This is a genomic window from Streptomyces sp. NPDC033966 (assembly GCF_055575955.1).
The window spans coordinates 41,801-57,752 of sequence record NZ_JBVIRQ010000004.1 but is presented as its reverse complement, the minus strand read 5'-3'; the positions used below and the strand labels follow the sequence as shown (position 1 = coordinate 57,752).

Genomic DNA, 15,952 nt, shown 5'->3' with positions numbered 1-15,952 from the left:
CAAAGCAGGGTGAACGGGTCCTTCCGGGAGGCCCGAAGTCCTGCGGACGCCCCTCCCCGGACCCCGGAAAGAGAGGTAGATCACTCCGCTTGGAGCGACCCCTTCCGGTGGCCCCTCCAGCGCCGCGCGCCGAGACTGGAACGGTGCGTACCGCCACAGCGACGGCAGCGGCCGTCACCACGACCCTGATCGGCGCCGGAGCGGCCGCGGTCGCGGCCGGCCGGTACGCCGCCGACGCGGCCCTGCGGCCCGAACCGGGCCGGCCGCTGCCCGGCGGCCCACGCCTCAGCGTGCACTCCACCGGCGCCGGCCGGGTGGTCCTCACCCGCTCGCTGGCCTCCCTGCGCCCCGGGGTCCACGGCCTGGAGGCGCCCGGGGTGCACGCCGTGGTCGGCTCCGTCCTCACCGGCGTCCCGCACGACCCGGACACCGTCGTACGCCGCCTCCTCGCCGTCACCCACGGCAGCCTGACCCCCGGCACCCGGGTCACCCTCACCCCCCAGGTGCACCGGGGCAACCCGCGCTCCGCCCTCGGGCTGGACCACGCCGACGTGGACGTCCCCGGCGAGCTCGGCCCGCTCCCGGCCTGGTTCCTGCCCGGCGCCCGGGGCACCTGGGTGATCACCGTCCACGGACTCGGCACCGGCCGGGAGCACCCGATGGCGGTCATGCCCTTCCTGCACCGCCACCGCCTCCCGGTGCTCGACCTCGGCTACCGGGGCGACATCGGCGCCCCCGCCTCCCCGGACGGCCTCGGCCACCTCGGCGAGTCGGAGTGGCGGGACCTGGACGCCGCCATCCGCTACGCCGTGCGCTACGGGGCCCGCCGCGTGGTCCTGTACGGCTGGTCCACCGGCGCCGCCATGGCCCTGCGCGTCCTGGAGCGCTCGGCCCTGGCCGGCCGGGTCTCCGGGGTGGTGCTGGACTCGCCGGTACTGGACTGGCACGCCACCCTGCGCGCCCTGGCCGCCGCCCGCGGCACCCCGTCCCCGCTGCTCCCGCTGGCCGTCCGGGCCGCCGAGGGCCGCGCCGGGCTGCGCGCCGACCACCTCGCGCCGGGGGCCGACCCCGGGGCGCTGCGCGTGCCCGTCCTGATCTTCCACGGGCCCGCCGACGCGATCGCCCCCTGGGAGCCCTCCCGCCGGCTCGCCGCGGCCCGGCCCGACCTGGTCACCCTGCACACCGTGATGGACGCCGGGCACGGGGCGATGTGGAACGCCGACCCGCTGCGCTACGAGGAGGCGCTGCGACGCTTCCTCACCCCTCTCATGTGACGTGTGATGTGGCGCCCGGGTGAAGGGCCTGTGGCGGACGGGGCGAGGTGGGGGATTCCTCCCGGTTCATCCGCCCCGTGACCTGTGGAAATGACCCGTTCCGTTTGGGCTTTCGGCCAGTGACGGGCGAGACTGCTTCCGTGACGTCCCGAAAGCCTGATGAGCAGTTGGCTCGCGACTCCAGACTCCGACTCGTCTCCCAGCGCTCCGTCGCCACGGCGCGCAAGGCGGTGACCGACCGGCGAACCCGGTCGGCCACCCGACCCCCGGCGGGCACCCCCGCCACGGCGGACCTGGCGAACCGCGCCCGCGCCTCGCTCGCCGACGCGGTACGGCTGGCCCGCTGGGCCGAGCTGAACCTCGGCGCGGGCGGCGGCGGACGCCCCGCGCCCCCGGGCGCACTGCCCGCCGTAGATGTCGAACGGGCCGCCGCGGAACTGGGCCTGACGCACGGGCAGATCCGGGTCGGCTGGGACCGCGCCCGCCTCTCCGGCCTCGTCGAGGTGCACGGCGGACACGCCCGCCCCGGCTGGCGGCTGCGCGCCTGGGACCGCGACGACACCGCCGTGCTGCGCGGCTGGGTCGCCCTCTTCGACGCCTGGTCGCTCGTCCACCCGGCCCCCGCGGACATCGCCACCTCGGCCGTCGCCGAGGTGGTCGAGGCCATGCCGCAGCTGCTGTCGCTGCTCCAGCTGTCCGCCGGGCCGGTGACCGTCCCCGACCTCCTGGACCTGCTCGGCCAGCGGGTCACCGAGCTGCGCGACGAGCGCTGCGAGGTCCCCTACGGCCCCGAGCCCGCCTCCGGCTCCACCGCCACCGCCGAACCCCGGCCGCTGCCGCTCGCCCGGCTGCTGCGCTGGGCGCTGGGCGGACTCGCCGCCGTGGACGCCGTCACCCTCGGCCCCGCCCGGGCCACCCTCACCCCCCTCGGCAGCTGGGCCGTGTGGGTGAAGCTGGAGCAGATCTGCGTCGCCGCCCAGAGCCCGGCCGGCAACATCGAGCAGTCCGCCGCCGCCATGCTGCACGGCTGCGCCCGCCTCACCCCCGGACCGGCCCGCGCCGAGTACCAGGCCTGGCTCGCCGCCCGGCCCGTCGGCCACGCCGTCAGCGAGCTGCTGCACGCCGCCCGGGGTGAGGACGCCCTGCTGCGCGGCCTGGCCTTCGAAGCCCTGCGGGTGGTCGGAGCCCCCGCCGAGCGCGAGGTGCGCGCGGCCCTGCGCGAGCCCGCGCTGCGCCCGTACGTCCTGCTCTGGCTCGCCGAGCACGACGGGGCGGACCCCGACGACGCCCAGGACGTGCTCACCCCCGAGGAGTCGACCTGGCTGTGGGTGGACACGGCCGCCGCCATCGCCGACCACGGCGAGGCCGAACTGCTCGCCCGGCACCTCGACTCCGCCGTCCGCACCACCGTCCCCCGGCTGCTGGACGAGGTCCGCGCGGTCGGCCACCCCCGCACGGTGCAGGTACTGGTCGCCCTGGCCGCCGCCCACCCCGACCCCGCCCTCGCCAAGGCGGTCCGCCGGGCCGCCTTCCAGGTCCACACCGGCGGCGGCTGAGCCCCGGCCCGTACGTACGCGCGCACGCGCCGCGGGGTCACAGCTGCGGCGCGTACGTCCCGAAGCTCCAGACGTTGCCCTCGGCGTCCCGCGCCATGTAGTCCCGGGAGCCGTAGTCCTGGTCGGTGGGCTCCATCAGGATCTCGACGCCGTGCTCGGCCGCCCGCCGGTGATGGGCGTCCACGTCGTCGACCACGATGTAGACCCCGGCCGGGCCGGCCGCCTCCATGACCTTGTCGAAGGTGCCGCCGCGCCCCTTGCTGCCCAGCATGACCGCGCCGTTGCCGTACGCCAGCTCCGCGTGCATCACCGAGCCGTCGTCGCCCTCGTAGACCGCGACCTGGGTGAACCCGAACGCCTCGGTGAGCTGCTGGATCGCCGCCTTCGCGTCGCGGTAGAGCAGCGTGGGGTAGATGGACGGAACGCCTGCCATGACGATCACTCCCTCTCGTGACGGTGGTCCAGGTGACCCACGTCACAGCATGGCAGGCTGTGCCGGCAGTCAGCGGAAGGTGTTGCACTGGGCCATGTCGCCCGTGCGGTAGCCCTGGTAGAACCACTGCTGGCGCTGCTCGGCCGAGCCGTGGGTCCAGGACTCCGGGGTGACCCGGCCCTGGAACTTCTCCTGGATCCGGTCGTCGCCGACCGCCGCCGCCGCGTCCAGCCCGTCCCGGATGTCCTGGTCGGTGAGGCTGGTGATCAGCGGCCGCCCCGTGGACTCGTCCGGGGTCCTCGTCGCGTTGTGCGCCCACACCCCCGCGTAGCAGTCGGCCTGGAGCTCGACCTTCACCGCGTTGCTGTTCGCGCCCTGCCGCCCGTCCTGGGCCCGCTGGAGCGTCCCGGTCAGGTTCTGGATGTGGTGCCCGTACTCGTGGGCGACCACGTAGGCCTGGGCGAAGGGGCCGCCGCCCGCCCCGAACTTCGTCCGCAGCTCGTCGAAGAAGCCCAGGTCCAGGTAGACCTGCCGGTCGCCGGGGCAGTAGAAGGGTCCGACGGCCGCGGTGGCCGCCCCGCAGGCGGTGTTCACCCGGCCGGTGAAGAAGACCGTCGACGCCGGGCGGTAGGCGCCGCCGCGCTTCTGGAACTCCTGCTTCCAGAAGTCCTGGGTGCTGTTGACCACCGCGACCAGCCGGCAGTCCTCGCGCGTGTTCGCGTCCTGCCCGGTCTTGCAGGCCTGCTGCACCTGCGCGGCCGAGGAGGAGGTCGCGACCGGCTCCGGACTGCCGTCCGACAGGCCCAGCTGCTCCGGGCCCACCCCGAAGAGCAGCCCCAGTACCAGCGCGATCAGGCCGACGAGGCCACCGCCGATCGTGGCCCTCCCGCCCGGGACGCGGCTGCCGCGCACGTCCTTGACCTCGGACGTGTCCAGATTGGCGTTGTCGTCGAACTGCATCCCGCACCGCCCATATCGGTGAGACCGGAGGGGCCGCCTGCCGCCCCTGCGGCGAGTATCAACCCCTTCATCCTGATACGCGCCCGGGCGGCCCCGCGTGGCCCGTGCGCCGAACGGGCGACGGGAGGCCCAGAAAAGTGGTTGCGCACCCCCGGTAGAATGAATCCCATGGCAAATCTCCTCGCGGATTAGCGGCGTCGAAGCAACGCGCGTCCTGCCCCCACTTCCGCCGTCCCCACCGCCCTGGAGTATTTCCGTGATCACCGCCACCGGCATCGAGCTGCGCGCCGGCGCCCGCATCCTCATCGAGAACGCGTCCTTCCGTGTCGCCAAGGGCGACCGCATCGGACTCGTCGGCCGCAACGGAGCGGGCAAGACCACCCTCACCAAGTGCCTCGCGGGCGAGGGTCAGCCCGCCGGCGGCACCATCACCCGGTCCGGTGAGGTCGGCTACCTCCCGCAGGACCCGCGCACCGGCGACCTCGACGTACTCGCCCGCGACCGGATCCTCTCCGCGCGCGGGCTCGACGTACTGATCAAGAAGATGCGCGCCAACGAGGAGCGCATCGCCACCGGCTCCGGCGCCACCCGCGACAAGGCCCTGAAGCAGTACGAGCGCCAGGAGACCGAGTTCCTGACCAAGGGCGGCTACGCCGCCGAGTCCGAGGCCGCGACCATCTCGGCCGCCCTCAGCCTCCCCGACCGGGTCCTCGGCCAGCCGCTGCACACCCTCTCCGGCGGCCAGCGCCGTCGCGTCGAGCTCGCCCGGATCCTCTTCTCGGACGCCGACACCCTGCTCCTCGACGAGCCCACCAACCACCTCGACGCCGACTCGATCGTCTGGCTGCGCGACTACCTCAAGAGCTACCGCGGCGGCTTCATCGTGATCTCCCACGACGTCGACCTCGTCGAGACCGTGGTCAACAAGGTCTTCTACCTCGACGCCAACCGCTCCCAGATCGACGTCTACAACATGGGCTGGAAGCTGTACCAGCAGCAGCGCGAGGCCGACGAGAAGCGCCGCAAGCGCGAGCGCCAGAACGCCGAGAAGAAGGCCGCGGCCCTGAACTCGCAGGCCGACAAGATGCGCGCCAAGGCCACCAAGACGGTCGCCGCGCAGAACATGGCCAAGCGCGCCGAGCGGCTGCTCTCCGGCCTGGAGGCCGTCCGCGCCTCCGACAAGGTCGCCAAGCTCCGCTTCCCGGAACCGGCGCCCTGCGGCAAGACCCCGCTGACCGCCGAGGGCCTGTCGAAGTCCTACGGCTCGCTGGAGATCTTCACCGACGTCGACCTGGCCATCGACAAGGGCTCCCGCGTGGTCATCCTCGGCCTCAACGGCGCCGGCAAGACCACCCTGCTGCGCCTGCTGTCGGGCACCGAGAAGCCCGACACCGGCACGGTCGTGCCCGGTCACGGCCTCAAGCTCGGCTACTACGCCCAGGAGCACGAGACGCTCGACCCGGACCGCACGGTCCTGGAGAACATGCGCTCCTCCGCGCCCGACCTGGACCTCGTCGAAGTGCGCAAGACGCTCGGCTCCTTCCTGTTCTCCGGCGACGACGTGGACAAGCCCGCGGGCGTGCTCTCCGGCGGCGAGAAGACCCGTCTGGCCCTGGCCACCCTGGTCGTCTCCTCGGCCAACGTGCTGCTCCTCGACGAGCCCACCAACAACCTCGACCCGGCCAGCCGCGAGGAGATCCTGGGCGCGCTGCGCACCTACAAGGGCGCGGTCATCCTCGTCACGCACGACGAGGGCGCCGTGGAGGCCCTGGAGCCGGAGCGGATCATCCTGCTCCCGGACGGGGTCGAGGACCTGTGGGGCCCGGACTACCGGGACCTGGTCGCCCTCGCCTGACCGGCGCCGGGCGCCCCGCCCGACGGCCCCCGCGGCGTTGATCCAGTTCCTTATGGATCATTCGGCTCAGACGTGATCCATCATCTGAGTGAGACGGTCTCGTACCCCCGCGCCCTGTACAGCGGCCCCGGCCGCGTCCCCCCGGACGCGCGTCCGGGGCCGGCCGTTTTCCGCTTCCGGCCCCTGACCTGGTGATTCCCTCCGGCGGTGGAGGAATGTGACGGAGGTCATGCGGCGGAAGAGAAGATTCCGTTCTGCTCCGGCGTCCACGGGCCGGGAAATGCCCTCGCACCGACCTTGCTGAATGGGTGGCCAGGAAGCCGGGGAGGGGTGATCATGAGAAGTCCAGAGCGCACTTCCCACGAGGAGGCACGGGTGGCCGAGACTCTGAAGAAGGGCAGCCGGGTTACCGGCGCCGCGCGCGACAAGCTCGCGGCAGACCTGAAGAAGAAGTACGACTCCGGTGCGAGTATCCGGGCGCTGGCCGAAGAGACCGGCCGGTCCTACGGATTCGTCCACCGGATGCTCAGCGAGTCCGGAGTCACGCTGCGTGGTCGCGGTGGCGCGACGCGCGGCAAGAAGGCGGCTGCGGCCTGACCCTGGCCGTCAGGCCGGGGCCGGTACCGAAGACCGCCCGACAGCTCCGTTCTCTTTCACGCTGTCTGATCCATGCTGTCGGTTCGTCCCGTTCCACGCACGGTACCTTCGGTGACCCCCGGTCGGCCCCGCGGTCGACTGGGTGGTTACTGTGCAGTCACTTAGGCCGAGCACGCGGCCGCGACTGCACACCGGAGGCATCAGATGGCTCTGCTCGACAAGGATGGCGTACGGCTCACCATCGACGACACGGTCGCCACGGTGACACTGACCAATCCGGCCAAGCGAAACGCCCAATCCCCCGCGCTCTGGCGGGCGTTGGCGGAGGCCGGACGGTCGCTGCCCGGCACCGTCCGGGTCGTCGTGCTGCGCGGCGAGGGCAAGTCCTTCTCCGCAGGGCTCGACCGGCAGGCGTTCACCCCCGAGGGTTTCGAGGGCGAGCCGTCCTTCCTCGATCTGGCGCGCGGTTCCGACGAACTGCTCGACTCCACCATCGCCGAGTACCAGGAGGCCTTCACCTGGTGGCGACGCAATGACATCGTCTCCATCGCCGCCGTACAGGGGCACGCGATCGGCGCCGGCTTCCAGCTCGCGCTCGCCTGCGACCTGCGCGTCGTCGCGGACGACGTGCAGTTCGCCATGCGCGAGACCAGCCTGGGCCTGGTCCCCGACCTGGCCGGCACCCAGCCGCTGACCACCCTGGTCGGCTACGCCCGCGCGCTCGAAATCTGCGCGACGGGCCGCTTCGTGCACGCCGAGGAGGCCGAGCGGGTCGGCCTGGCCAACCTGGTCGTCCCGGCCGCCGAACTGGAGGCCGCCGTCCAGGACCTCACCACCGCCCTGCTGGCCCCGCCCCGCGACGCCGTCATCGAGACCAAGGCGCTGCTGCGCGAGGCCCCGTCGCGCACGTACGACGACCAGCGCACCGCAGAGCGCGCCGCCCAGGCCCGCCGACTGCGCGACCTGGCGGGCCTGTCCGACTGAGGCCCGTACGCGCGCACGCCCGGAAGGCCGGAACGGGAGCACCGCCCCGGCCTTCCGGCCCTTGGCGCACCGCCCCGGCCTTCCGGCCTTTCCGGCCGTCCGGCGTAGTCTCCGGCGCGCCGGAGCCCGTACGCGCTTACCGTGGTCGGGAGACTTCCCCTTCCTAAGGACGTCCGATGACCGAATCCGCACCGGGGGGCTCCGCCAGGGACCCCGCAGACCGCGGCCGCACCACCATCGCCGACGGAGTGGTGGAGAAGATCGCCGGGCTGGCCGCCCGGGAAGTCCTCGGCGTCCACGCCATGGGCAGCGGCAGCGGGCTCTCCCGTACCTTCGGGGCCGTCCGCGACCGGGTCCCCGGCGGGGCGAAGTCCGCGGCCGCCAGAGGGGTCAAGGCAGAGGTCGGGGAGGTCCAGACCGCCCTCGACCTGGAGATCGTCGTCGACTACGGCGTCGAGATCCGCGAGGTCGCCCGGTCGGTACGGGAGAACGTCATCGCGGCGGTCGAGCGGATGACCGGCCTGGAGGTCGTCGAGGTCAACATCGCCGTCAGCGACGTCAAACTGCCCGACGAGCCCGACGAGGAACCGGATTCCCGGCTCCAGTAGCGGGCGCGCGGCAGCGGAGAGGAGCCAGGCCATGAGCATGGCGTTCGCCGGCCTGTTCGCCGGCATCGCCCTGGCGTTCGCCGGGTACTTCGGCGGCTTCGGGGCCTTCCTGCTGGTGGGGGCGCTCGGCGCCATCGGCTTCCTCGTCGGCCGCTACCTCGACGGGGACCTCGACCCGGGCGACCTGTTCCGGCCCCGCGGCCGCGACGACCGGCGCGGGTGAGGCCGCCGATGAGCACTCCGCGCCCCCTGCCGGCGAAGGTCCCGCCCGCCGAGCGGGGAGCCCTGCGGATCGCCGACCGGGTCGTCGCCAAGATCGCGGCACAGGCGGCCCGGGAGGCGCTCGACGTCCTGTCCGGAGCCGTCCCGCACGCCACCGTCACCGTCCACCACGACATCGCGCGGGTCCGGGTGAGCCTGGAGCTCGGCTACCCCTCCGACCTCGCCGCCCAGTGCGCCGCCGTACGCGGGCAGGTCGTCCGGCGCATCGAGCAGTGCGCGGCCATGGCGGTGCCCGAGGTGGACATCGACATCGAGCACCTGCACTCCACCCACTCCCGGCCGGGCGCCCCCGGGCGGGACCGGCGGCTGCGGTGAACGCGCCGCCGCCCCACCGCTTCCGCTCGCCCAGGCGGGTCCCGTCGGGGATCACCGCGCTGGTGGTGCTCGCGGTGGCGGGGCTCTTCCTCTACGACCTGGCCGCGGTACGGGCACACCGGCCCGGGATGCGCTGGCGGCGCGAACTCGGCGGCCTGCTGGAGCGGCACACCCCGGCCGACGCGGGGGTGTCGGCGGCCGGGGCGCTGCTGGCCCTGGCCGGAGCGGTGCTGTTGCTGCTGGCGCTGGCCCCGGGGCTGCGGGGGGTGCTGCCGATGCGGACGGAGCCGGGGGTGCGGGCGGGCATCGGGCGCCGGGCCGCCGCGCTGGTCCTGCGGGACCGGGCCATGGAGGTCGCCGGAGTCCGCTCGGTCCGGGTCAGAGTGGGCCGCACCCGGGTCGGGGTCCGGGCCACCTCCCACTTCCGCGAACTGGACGACGTACGGGCCGACCTGGACGAGGTGCTCGCCGTCGGCATCGGGGAACTGGGCCTGGCGCACCCGCCGCGGGCCCGGATCAGGGTCAGGCGGTGAGCGGCGCGCTGGGGGCCGTCAACCGGGCGGTGCTGGCGCTCGGCGGCCTGGTCCTCCTGGCGGCCGGCCTGGCGCTCCTCACCGGGTCCTGGCCCCTCGACGGGCGGCACGCCCCGCTGCTGCGGTGGCGCCGGAGCCTGGACGGCGGGTGGTGGTGGGCGGTGTTCGCCGCCCTGGCGGTGTGCGTGCTGCTGGCGCTGTGGTGGCTGGCGGCGCAGCTGCGGCGCTCGCGGCTCGCGGCGCTGGCGGTGGACACCGGCGACGGGGGCTTCGCGCTGCTGCGGGGCCGCGCGCTGGAGGAGGCGGTGGCGGCCGAGGTGGCGGCGGTGGACGGCGTCGCCGGCTGCCGGGTCGCGCTGCGGGGGCGGCGCGGTGCCCCGACCCTGCGGGTGGCGCTGGAACTGGAACCCCACGCCGTCCCGGCGGACGCCCTCGCCGCCCTGGCCGGCCCGGTCCTCACCCACGCCCGCACCGCGACGGGCCTCCCCGCCCTCCCGGCCGAAGCCCGCCTGAAGGTCACCCCGCACGCGGCGCAACGGGTCACCTGAGCCCGGCAGGTCCCGCTGCGCGGGCTGCTCCCCGCCCCACCCTTCGCCCGTTCCCCGGGGGCTCCTGCCCCCAGACCCTCCCCCAGCTACCGCTGGGAGGTGCCCCCAGCCCCGCCGGCGTTTGAGGCGACGGGCGCGGTAGCGCCGTGCAGTGAGCCGCGCCCGGCGACTGAGGGCTGGGGGTCCCCCCCCGGACGGAGTCCGGCACGGCGGCGCGAAGCCGGTAAGGCGCCCCGGCGCCGCACCGCGCGAGCGGCGCGTCGAGAATCAGAAGCCGTGGCGGGCTCCGCCGTCCACCGGGAGCATCAGGCCCGTGAGGTACGACGCCGCCGGGGAGAGGAGGAACGCCGCCGTGCGGCCGAACTCCTCCGGGGTGCCGTAGCGCCGCAGCGGGATGCGGGACTCGTTGCCCGCACGGGCCGCGTCCGGGTCGCCGGACAGCGCGTCCAGCTCCCGCACCCGGTCCGTGTCGATCCGCGCCGGCAGCAGCCCGATCACGCGGATCCCGCGCGGCCCCAGGTCCACCGAGAGGGACTTGGCGAAGCCCGCCAGCCCCGGCCGCAGGCCGTTCGAGATGGTCAGACCGGGGATCGGCTCGTGCACCGAACCCGACAGCACGAAGCCGATGACCCCGCCCTCGCCCAGTTCGGCCGCGGCCGTCCGGGCGAGGCGGACCGCACCCAGGAAGACGGTGTCGAACGCCGCCGCCCACTGCTCGTCGGTGTTGTCCGCCGCCAGGCCCACCGGGGGGCCGCCGACGCTGATGAGGATGCCGTCGAAGCGGCCGAAGCGCTCCCGCGCGGTGGCCACCAGCCGTGCGGCCGCGGCCGGGTCGGAATTGTCGGCGGCCACGCCCACCGCGCTCGGGCCGAGTTCGGCGGCGGCGTCCGCCACCCGCTTCTCGTCCCTGCCCGTCAGCACGACCTTCGCCCCGTCGGCGGTGAGCTCGCGCGCGGAGGCGAAGCCGAGTCCCCGTGTGGCACCGGTGACGACGTAGACGCGGTCCTTCAGTCCAAGATCCATGCCGGACAACCTACGCCGAAGCGGGCTCCGGCGACACGGCCTTGGCCGCCGCCTCCTCGCGGTCGCGCTTCTCGCGCCGCACCAGCACCAGCCACCCCACCGGCACCGCCGACGCGAACAGCCACCACTGCACGGCGTACGCCATGTGCGGGCCGATCGAGTCGTGGTCGGGCTCCGCCACCGGCTCGGGGCTTCCCCCCGCCGGTTCGGGGCCGGTCAGTTCGAGGTAGCCGCCGAGCACCGGCCTGCCCAGGGCGGCCGCCTGCTGCTCGCTGTTGATCAGCATCACCTGGCGGTCGGGCAGGCCCTTGCGGTCCTTGATCCCGCTGCGGCCGCTGGTCTCGTCGGCCTTGAGCCGCCCGGTCACCGTGACCTCGCCCGGGGGCGCGGCCGGCACCGGCGGATAGGCGCGCGGGTCGTCGCCGCCGGCCACCCAGCCCCGGTTGACCAGGACCACCCGGCCGTCGCCCAGCACCAGCGGCGTCACCACGTGGAAGCCGACCTTGTCGTCGTTCGAGGTGCGCATCCGTACGACGACCTCGTGCGCGGGGTCGTACGTGCCGGTGGCGGTGACGGCACGCCAGTAGTCGGCCCTCGGGACGGTGTGCCCGGGCGAGGTGACGCCGGTCACCGGTTCCGGCTTCCCGTACAGGTTCTTCGCGATCAGCTCGTTCTGGGCGACCCGGTGCTCGTGGCGGTGGAACTGCCAGAACCCCAGCTTGATCATCACGGGGATGAGGACGAGGGCGACGAGGGTGAGGGACACCCACTGCCGGGTCAGCACAAAGCGGTACACGCCCACGACGGTACCCCCAGCGACGAGGACCCCGGCGGCCGGGTGGCCTTCCGGGGTCCGGGGGGCGGAGACGGCGGTCAGACGTGGTCGACGATGCCCACCTTCCCCTCCGCGCGGGCGCAGTGCCCGCCGCAGTACCACTGGCCCTCGACCTCGACGCCCTGCCCGATGATCTGGACCCGGCAGTGTTCGCAGATGGGCGCCATGCGGTGGATGGCGCAGGAGAAGCAGTCGAAGACGTGCACCGCGCCCTGCGCGTGCACCTCGAAGGACATGCCGTAGTCGTTTCCGCAGACCTCGCAACGTGCCATGCGCCGCATGCTGTGCGGGGCGGCCGGACGGAACAAGATCCACCGGGGTGAGTCGCCGCGCCTGCACCCGGCCGGAGCAACGCCCGCTACTTCTCCCCGGCGGCCGCCACGTCACGCAGCAACTGGGTGAAGGCCGCCTCGTCCACGATCGGAGTGCCGTAGGACTTCGCCTTGACCGTCTTCGAGGTCGAGGAGTCGGGGTCGTTGGTCACCAGCAGGCTGGTGAGCCGGGACACGCTCGTCGCGATGTGCAGTCCCGCCTCCACCGCCCGGTCCTCCAGCAGCTCCCGGTCCACGGAGGTGTCCCCGGAGAAGGCGATCCGCATGCCCTGCTTGAGCGGCTTGCCGTCCTCGAAGCGCCCCGGGTTCGGGTAGGGGCACGGCGGCCGCTTGCGCGAGGCCCGCCAGCTGCCGCCGTTCCCGTACGAGGACTGGTAGCCGACCCGCGGCGTGGCGGGGGAGTCCGACCACTCCGTCAGCGGGCGGCACTCCAGCAGGGGCAGCCGTACGCCGTCCCGCGCGGCCGCGTGCAGCGACGGACGGAACGCCTCCGCCAGCACCCGGGCGTCGTCGAGCGCGTGGTGGGCGCGCTGCTGGACCACTCCGTAGTGCGCGGCGAGGGACTCCAGCTTGTGGTTGGGCAGCGGGAGGTTCAGCTCCTTCGACAGGGCGATGGTGCACAGCCGCTGCCGTACGGGCGCGGTCGCGGAGGCCCGCGCGTACTCGCGGGCGATCATCTGCCAGTCGAAGATGGCGTTGTGCGCGACGAGCACCCGGTCGGCGAGCCGGCCCGCGAACTCCTCGGCGATGTCCTCGAAGAGCGGGGCGTCCTGGAGCATCGCACTGGTCAGGCCGTGGATCCAGGTGGGTCCGGGGTCGCGGCGCGGGTTGACCAGGGTGTACCAGTGGTCCTCCACGTTGCCCCGGGCGTCGAGCCGGTAGACGGCCGCGGAGACTATCCGGTCATCGCGAGCGAGCCCGGTGGTCTCCACGTCGACGACCGCGTACCCCTGTGGGTACGCGGTCGGCCATTCCGCCTCTGCGGTCGTACGGTCGTAGAGCATGGTCACAGAGGATATCGGCACGCACTGACACCCGTGGCCCGATGCCCCCTTAGGGCCTGTCCGGCCCCCAGCCGGGTCAGGACCCCGCCGCCAGCTCCGCCACCAGGTCCGAGGCGCCCACCGAGGCGAAGGATCCGGCCACTTCGGCCGGGCCGGGGAAGAGCCGGTACGCCGTCCCCGAGGCGCCCGCCCCGGCGGCGGTGGCGTGCACCGTGGCCAGGAACACCTTGCGGCCCGCGGTCTCTTCGGCCACGGCCGTACCGGTGTCCACGGGCATGCGCCACGCCTCGGGCTTGCCCAGAGCGGCGACGCGGGCGGCGAATCCGGCCACCGTCTCGGCCGCTCCGGCCCGGTACTTCCACAGTTCCCCGGACCGGAGGACGACCACCTCGCGGGAGCGGGCCGCGGCCCGCCACACCGCCAGGTCCCACAGGGTGGTGCGGGTGCCGGAGCCGAAGTGCTCCCACACGTCGCGGGCGACGGACGCCAGCCGCTCCCCGTGCGAGGCGATGCTCTGGAAGCCGCCCGAGGGCGGCAGGTGGACGTCCGCCCACAGGGCCCGGCGGGCGGCCAGGTCCACGACCATCGGCATGCAGACCCGGGACTCGCCCGCCAGGTCGAAGCGCTGGCGCACGGTCCGCGCGTCGTACGAGGAGCCGCGCGGGCCGTCCGCCGGCAGGGCCATGAAGCCCGCGAAGGCGTCCGGCAGTTCGTCGAAGGGCACATTGTTGTAGCTGAAGATCAGCGGGACCGCGTACACGGCTCCGTGCTCCGCGAGGGCCGCCAGGTCCAGGTCCACGTACTCGGTGGCACCGTCCGGGGCGGGCGCCGAGGTGAGGTCGCCCGAGTGCACGGCGGCCGCACGCGCGTACCGCAGGCGGGTGTAGTCGCAGAGCCCCTTGATCTTCCAGTCGGCGTCGAAGAAGGCGACGGACAGGTCCAGGTCGGTGCGGTTGCCCGCCGGCTCCGTCCAGTGCAGGAACAGCCGCAGCACCTCGCCCCCGGGCAGGGTCTGCGTACTGCCGCGCGGCACGGCGACCAGCGACCTGGCGGCGTTCCGCTCGCCGAAGGGCACGGTCAGGTCCGCGAGCCCTGAGTCCAGGAGCGCCAGGTCGTACGCCTCCTCTCCGGCGGCGGCGAACCGGCGCAGCACCTCCGCCTCCAGCCGGGCGACGACCGCCGCGACGAGGGGCGCGGGCAGCGGGAGCCGCTCCTCCCACACCACCTGGGCGCGCGCCACCCGGCCGCGCGGGAAGAACACCCGGCGCCCGCCGAGGCGGTCCTCGGCGCGGGTGCGCAGCGCGCCGAGCGCGGACAGCAGCGGGCCCGCGCCCACCTTGGGCAGGCCCCGGTCGAGCGCCCGCTCCAGCTCGGGCAGGAGTCCGGCGCCCGGGTGCAGGCGCAGCAGGTGGTCGAGGCGGCGTACGACCTCCCCCGGGCGCTCCCCGGCGAGCGCGGCGGCGGCCGCCGCGTCCCCCGCGGCGAGGGCCTGTTCCAGCCGGCCGGCCCAGGTGGCGGGCCGGATCCGGTCACCGTCCACGCGGACGGCGTCCGGGTGCGCGGCGGCGCTCTCCAGCAGCGCCGCGCCGAGCGGGGTGGCGGCGGACACGGTGGTGCCGCGCAGCACGGCGAAGGCGAGGGCTGCGCGCGGGTGCCGGGCGTGCCGCTCGAAGGGGTGCAGGGTCTCGGCGGCCCGCTTCCAGGCCACCGGGTGCCTCAGCAGGTCCTCGACCAGGTACTGCGGGTTGAACGAGTCGAGCACCGCGAGGAGTTCCCGGCGCAGCGGCCGTCCGGGGTTCGCGAACCGGGGCAGCGGAAGCAGACCCGCGTCCCCGCCGGACAGCACGGCGAGCAGCCGCAGTACGTCGGTGGCGGTGGTGAGCCGGGTGGCGAGCAGCGGCCGCGCCGCGTCGGAGGTCCGCCAGTCGCCGAGCAGCCTGCCGAGGACCTGCGCCTTGGTCTCGCGGACCGGGATCTCCTGGGGGAGCCAGCCGAGGTCCGCCGGGACGGCGGGGAGCAGCAGGTTGAGGTCGTCGCGGTCCTCGGGGGACAGCGGGGTCTGCCGGGCGAGCAGCGAGGCGACCGCGCGGGCGCAGTCGGCCGCCCGGTCGGTGCCGAGCCGCAGCACCCGCAGCGGGCCCGCCGGCAGGCCCTTGCCCTTGCGGGCGGCGGACGCGGACACCTCGTCGCGGTCCGGGCGCAGGAAGGGATCGGTGGGGTCGACGCGCCGGTGGCAGACGGGGCAGCCGGTGTAGTCGGCGCCGTCCCAGCAGGTGCGGCAGACCAGGTGGGCGCAGGGGGCGACGGGGTGGACCGTGCCGGCCTCGCCGCACAGTACGCACGGCTGCGCGGGCTCCTGGAGCAGCAGGGCGAAGACCCGGCTGACGTACCAGTGCTCGGTGTCGTGCGGGATGGAGAAGGGGAAGCGGCGGAAGAGCGGCTTGTGCACCCGGTCGGCGCCCATCAGGGCGTCCACCAGCGCGAGCAGCCGCAGCCGCTCCTCGGCGAGGTCGGTCGGCGCGAGTTCCGAGAGCGCCGCGTGCAGCTCCGGGCTCAGCGCATGGCCGCGTTCGAGGAGCTCGGCCTCCAGTGGCCGCACCCCTTCGCGGCCGGGCGTCGCGGCGGCCGGCGGCTGGTCGACGTAGACGGTCCGGAGCCGGCGCAGCAGGACGGACTCGATGGCAGACACGGGTGGAACTCCCCCTCGGAAACGGCAAAGCGGGGGCGGAGAGTGGGCGCGCGGGATTCTTTGCAAAAGGAGTGGAGAAGGATGCGCGCCGGGGAGCCGCCCCCGCAGGACCGATCTGATCACG

17 protein-coding genes are annotated in these 15,952 nt (G+C 74.3%); 10 read left to right on the top strand and 7 right to left on the bottom strand.

All coding sequences use genetic code 11. The annotated features are described in order from the left end of the window. Positions 1 to 143 precede the first annotated feature (143 nt). Together ACZ518_RS12480 and ACZ518_RS12475 are read left to right on the top strand one after the other, a co-directional pair. A complete protein-coding gene (locus ACZ518_RS12480) occupies positions 144 to 1,274 on the top strand; it encodes an alpha/beta hydrolase family protein (protein ID WP_469113015.1) in 1,131 nt (376 codons plus the stop codon). A 140-nt stretch (positions 1,275 to 1,414) separates the two neighbouring features. After that, positions 1,415 to 2,830 carry a hypothetical protein gene (locus ACZ518_RS12475; protein ID WP_469113014.1) on the top strand — a complete coding sequence of 472 codons (1,416 nt, stop codon included), beginning with the start codon at positions 1,415 to 1,417 and terminating at the stop codon, positions 2,828 to 2,830. A 37-nt stretch (positions 2,831 to 2,867) separates the two neighbouring features. Here ACZ518_RS12475 and ACZ518_RS12470 read toward each other — a convergent pair whose 3' ends face one another. Both ACZ518_RS12470 and ypfJ read right to left on the bottom strand, forming a co-directional pair. Beyond that, on the bottom strand, positions 2,868 to 3,263 hold the full coding sequence (locus ACZ518_RS12470; protein WP_469113013.1) for a VOC family protein: 396 nt from the start codon (positions 3,261 to 3,263) through the stop codon (positions 2,868 to 2,870). A 69-nt stretch (positions 3,264 to 3,332) separates the two neighbouring features. Beyond that, on the bottom strand, positions 3,333 to 4,223 hold the full coding sequence (ypfJ, locus tag ACZ518_RS12465; protein WP_469113012.1) for a KPN_02809 family neutral zinc metallopeptidase: 891 nt from the start codon (positions 4,221 to 4,223) through the stop codon (positions 3,333 to 3,335). 256 nt (positions 4,224 to 4,479) lie between these two features. On the opposite strand from ypfJ, the gene ACZ518_RS12460 reads away from it, so the two are divergent. The 8 genes from ACZ518_RS12460 (at position 4,480) to amaP (ending at position 9,945) form a co-directional block, all read left to right on the top strand. After that, on the top strand, positions 4,480 to 6,078 hold the full coding sequence (locus ACZ518_RS12460) for an ABC-F family ATP-binding cassette domain-containing protein (protein ID WP_469113011.1): 1,599 nt from the start codon (positions 4,480 to 4,482) through the stop codon (positions 6,076 to 6,078). A gap of 375 nt (positions 6,079 to 6,453) precedes the next feature. Next, positions 6,454 to 6,675, top strand: coding sequence for a helix-turn-helix domain-containing protein (locus tag ACZ518_RS12455; RefSeq protein ID WP_007263382.1), 222 nt, complete (start codon positions 6,454 to 6,456; stop codon positions 6,673 to 6,675). A 204-nt stretch (positions 6,676 to 6,879) separates the two neighbouring features. After that, positions 6,880 to 7,659 carry an enoyl-CoA hydratase/isomerase family protein gene (locus ACZ518_RS12450; RefSeq protein ID WP_469113010.1) on the top strand — a complete coding sequence of 260 codons (780 nt, stop codon included), beginning with the start codon at positions 6,880 to 6,882 and terminating at the stop codon, positions 7,657 to 7,659. A 176-nt stretch (positions 7,660 to 7,835) separates the two neighbouring features. Further along, on the top strand, positions 7,836 to 8,267 hold the full coding sequence (locus tag ACZ518_RS12445) for an Asp23/Gls24 family envelope stress response protein (RefSeq protein WP_469113009.1): 432 nt from the start codon (positions 7,836 to 7,838) through the stop codon (positions 8,265 to 8,267). Positions 8,268 to 8,298: 31 nt separating this feature from the next. Further along, positions 8,299 to 8,490, top strand: coding sequence for a hypothetical protein (locus ACZ518_RS12440; RefSeq protein WP_469113008.1), 192 nt, complete (start codon positions 8,299 to 8,301; stop codon positions 8,488 to 8,490). Between the two features lie 8 nt (positions 8,491 to 8,498). Then, entirely contained in the window at positions 8,499 to 8,864 is a 366-nt protein-coding gene (locus tag ACZ518_RS12435; RefSeq protein ID WP_469113007.1) for an Asp23/Gls24 family envelope stress response protein, read from the top strand. Continuing rightward, complete coding sequence (locus tag ACZ518_RS12430; protein ID WP_469113006.1) at positions 8,762 to 9,397, top strand: DUF6286 domain-containing protein; 636 nt, start codon at positions 8,762 to 8,764, stop codon at positions 9,395 to 9,397. The genes ACZ518_RS12435 and ACZ518_RS12430 overlap by 103 nt, the downstream gene beginning before the upstream one ends. Next, complete coding sequence (gene amaP / locus ACZ518_RS12425) at positions 9,394 to 9,945, top strand: alkaline shock response membrane anchor protein AmaP (RefSeq protein WP_469113005.1); 552 nt, start codon at positions 9,394 to 9,396, stop codon at positions 9,943 to 9,945. Before ACZ518_RS12430 ends, amaP begins: the two co-directional genes overlap by 4 nt. A 267-nt stretch (positions 9,946 to 10,212) precedes the next feature. Here the strand turns inward: amaP and ACZ518_RS12420 are convergent, their stop codons facing one another. The 5 genes from ACZ518_RS12420 to ACZ518_RS12400 form a co-directional block, all read right to left on the bottom strand. After that, positions 10,213 to 10,968 (bottom strand): SDR family oxidoreductase, encoded by a 756-nt coding sequence (locus ACZ518_RS12420; RefSeq protein WP_469113004.1) that lies wholly within the window; start codon positions 10,966 to 10,968, stop codon positions 10,213 to 10,215. A gap of 10 nt (positions 10,969 to 10,978) precedes the next feature. Then, positions 10,979 to 11,764, bottom strand: coding sequence for an SURF1 family cytochrome oxidase biogenesis protein (locus ACZ518_RS12415; protein ID WP_469113003.1), 786 nt, complete (start codon positions 11,762 to 11,764; stop codon positions 10,979 to 10,981). Positions 11,765 to 11,841: 77 nt separating this feature from the next. Then, complete coding sequence (locus ACZ518_RS12410) at positions 11,842 to 12,075, bottom strand: hypothetical protein (RefSeq protein WP_007263378.1); 234 nt, start codon at positions 12,073 to 12,075, stop codon at positions 11,842 to 11,844. Between the two features lie 86 nt (positions 12,076 to 12,161). After that, positions 12,162 to 13,139 carry a DEDDh family exonuclease gene (locus ACZ518_RS12405; protein ID WP_469113002.1) on the bottom strand — a complete coding sequence of 326 codons (978 nt, stop codon included), beginning with the start codon at positions 13,137 to 13,139 and terminating at the stop codon, positions 12,162 to 12,164. A gap of 76 nt (positions 13,140 to 13,215) precedes the next feature. Next, a complete protein-coding gene (locus tag ACZ518_RS12400) occupies positions 13,216 to 15,828 on the bottom strand; it encodes an MXAN_6230/SCO0854 family RING domain-containing protein (RefSeq protein WP_469113001.1) in 2,613 nt (870 codons plus the stop codon). Positions 15,829 to 15,952 lie beyond the last annotated feature (124 nt).

What these genes read in the sequence shown, in the direction of transcription:
- ACZ518_RS12470 (WP_469113013.1), bottom strand. Translation starts at nt 3,263, where the DNA reads ATGGCAGGCGTTCCGTCCATCTACCCCACGCTGCTCTACCGCGACGCG.
- ypfJ (WP_469113012.1), bottom strand. Translation starts at nt 4,223, where the DNA reads ATGCAGTTCGACGACAACGCCAATCTGGACACGTCCGAGGTCAAGGAC.
- ACZ518_RS12450 (WP_469113010.1), top strand. Translation starts at nt 6,880, where the DNA reads ATGGCTCTGCTCGACAAGGATGGCGTACGGCTCACCATCGACGACACG.
- ACZ518_RS12445 (WP_469113009.1), top strand. Translation starts at nt 7,836, where the DNA reads ATGACCGAATCCGCACCGGGGGGCTCCGCCAGGGACCCCGCAGACCGC.
- ACZ518_RS12440 (WP_469113008.1), top strand. Translation starts at nt 8,299, where the DNA reads ATGAGCATGGCGTTCGCCGGCCTGTTCGCCGGCATCGCCCTGGCGTTC.
- ACZ518_RS12435 (WP_469113007.1), top strand. Translation starts at nt 8,499, where the DNA reads ATGAGCACTCCGCGCCCCCTGCCGGCGAAGGTCCCGCCCGCCGAGCGG.
- ACZ518_RS12420 (WP_469113004.1), bottom strand. Translation starts at nt 10,968, where the DNA reads ATGGATCTTGGACTGAAGGACCGCGTCTACGTCGTCACCGGTGCCACA.
- ACZ518_RS12410 (WP_007263378.1), bottom strand. Translation starts at nt 12,075, where the DNA reads ATGGCACGTTGCGAGGTCTGCGGAAACGACTACGGCATGTCCTTCGAG.
- ACZ518_RS12405 (WP_469113002.1), bottom strand. Translation starts at nt 13,139, where the DNA reads ATGCTCTACGACCGTACGACCGCAGAGGCGGAATGGCCGACCGCGTAC.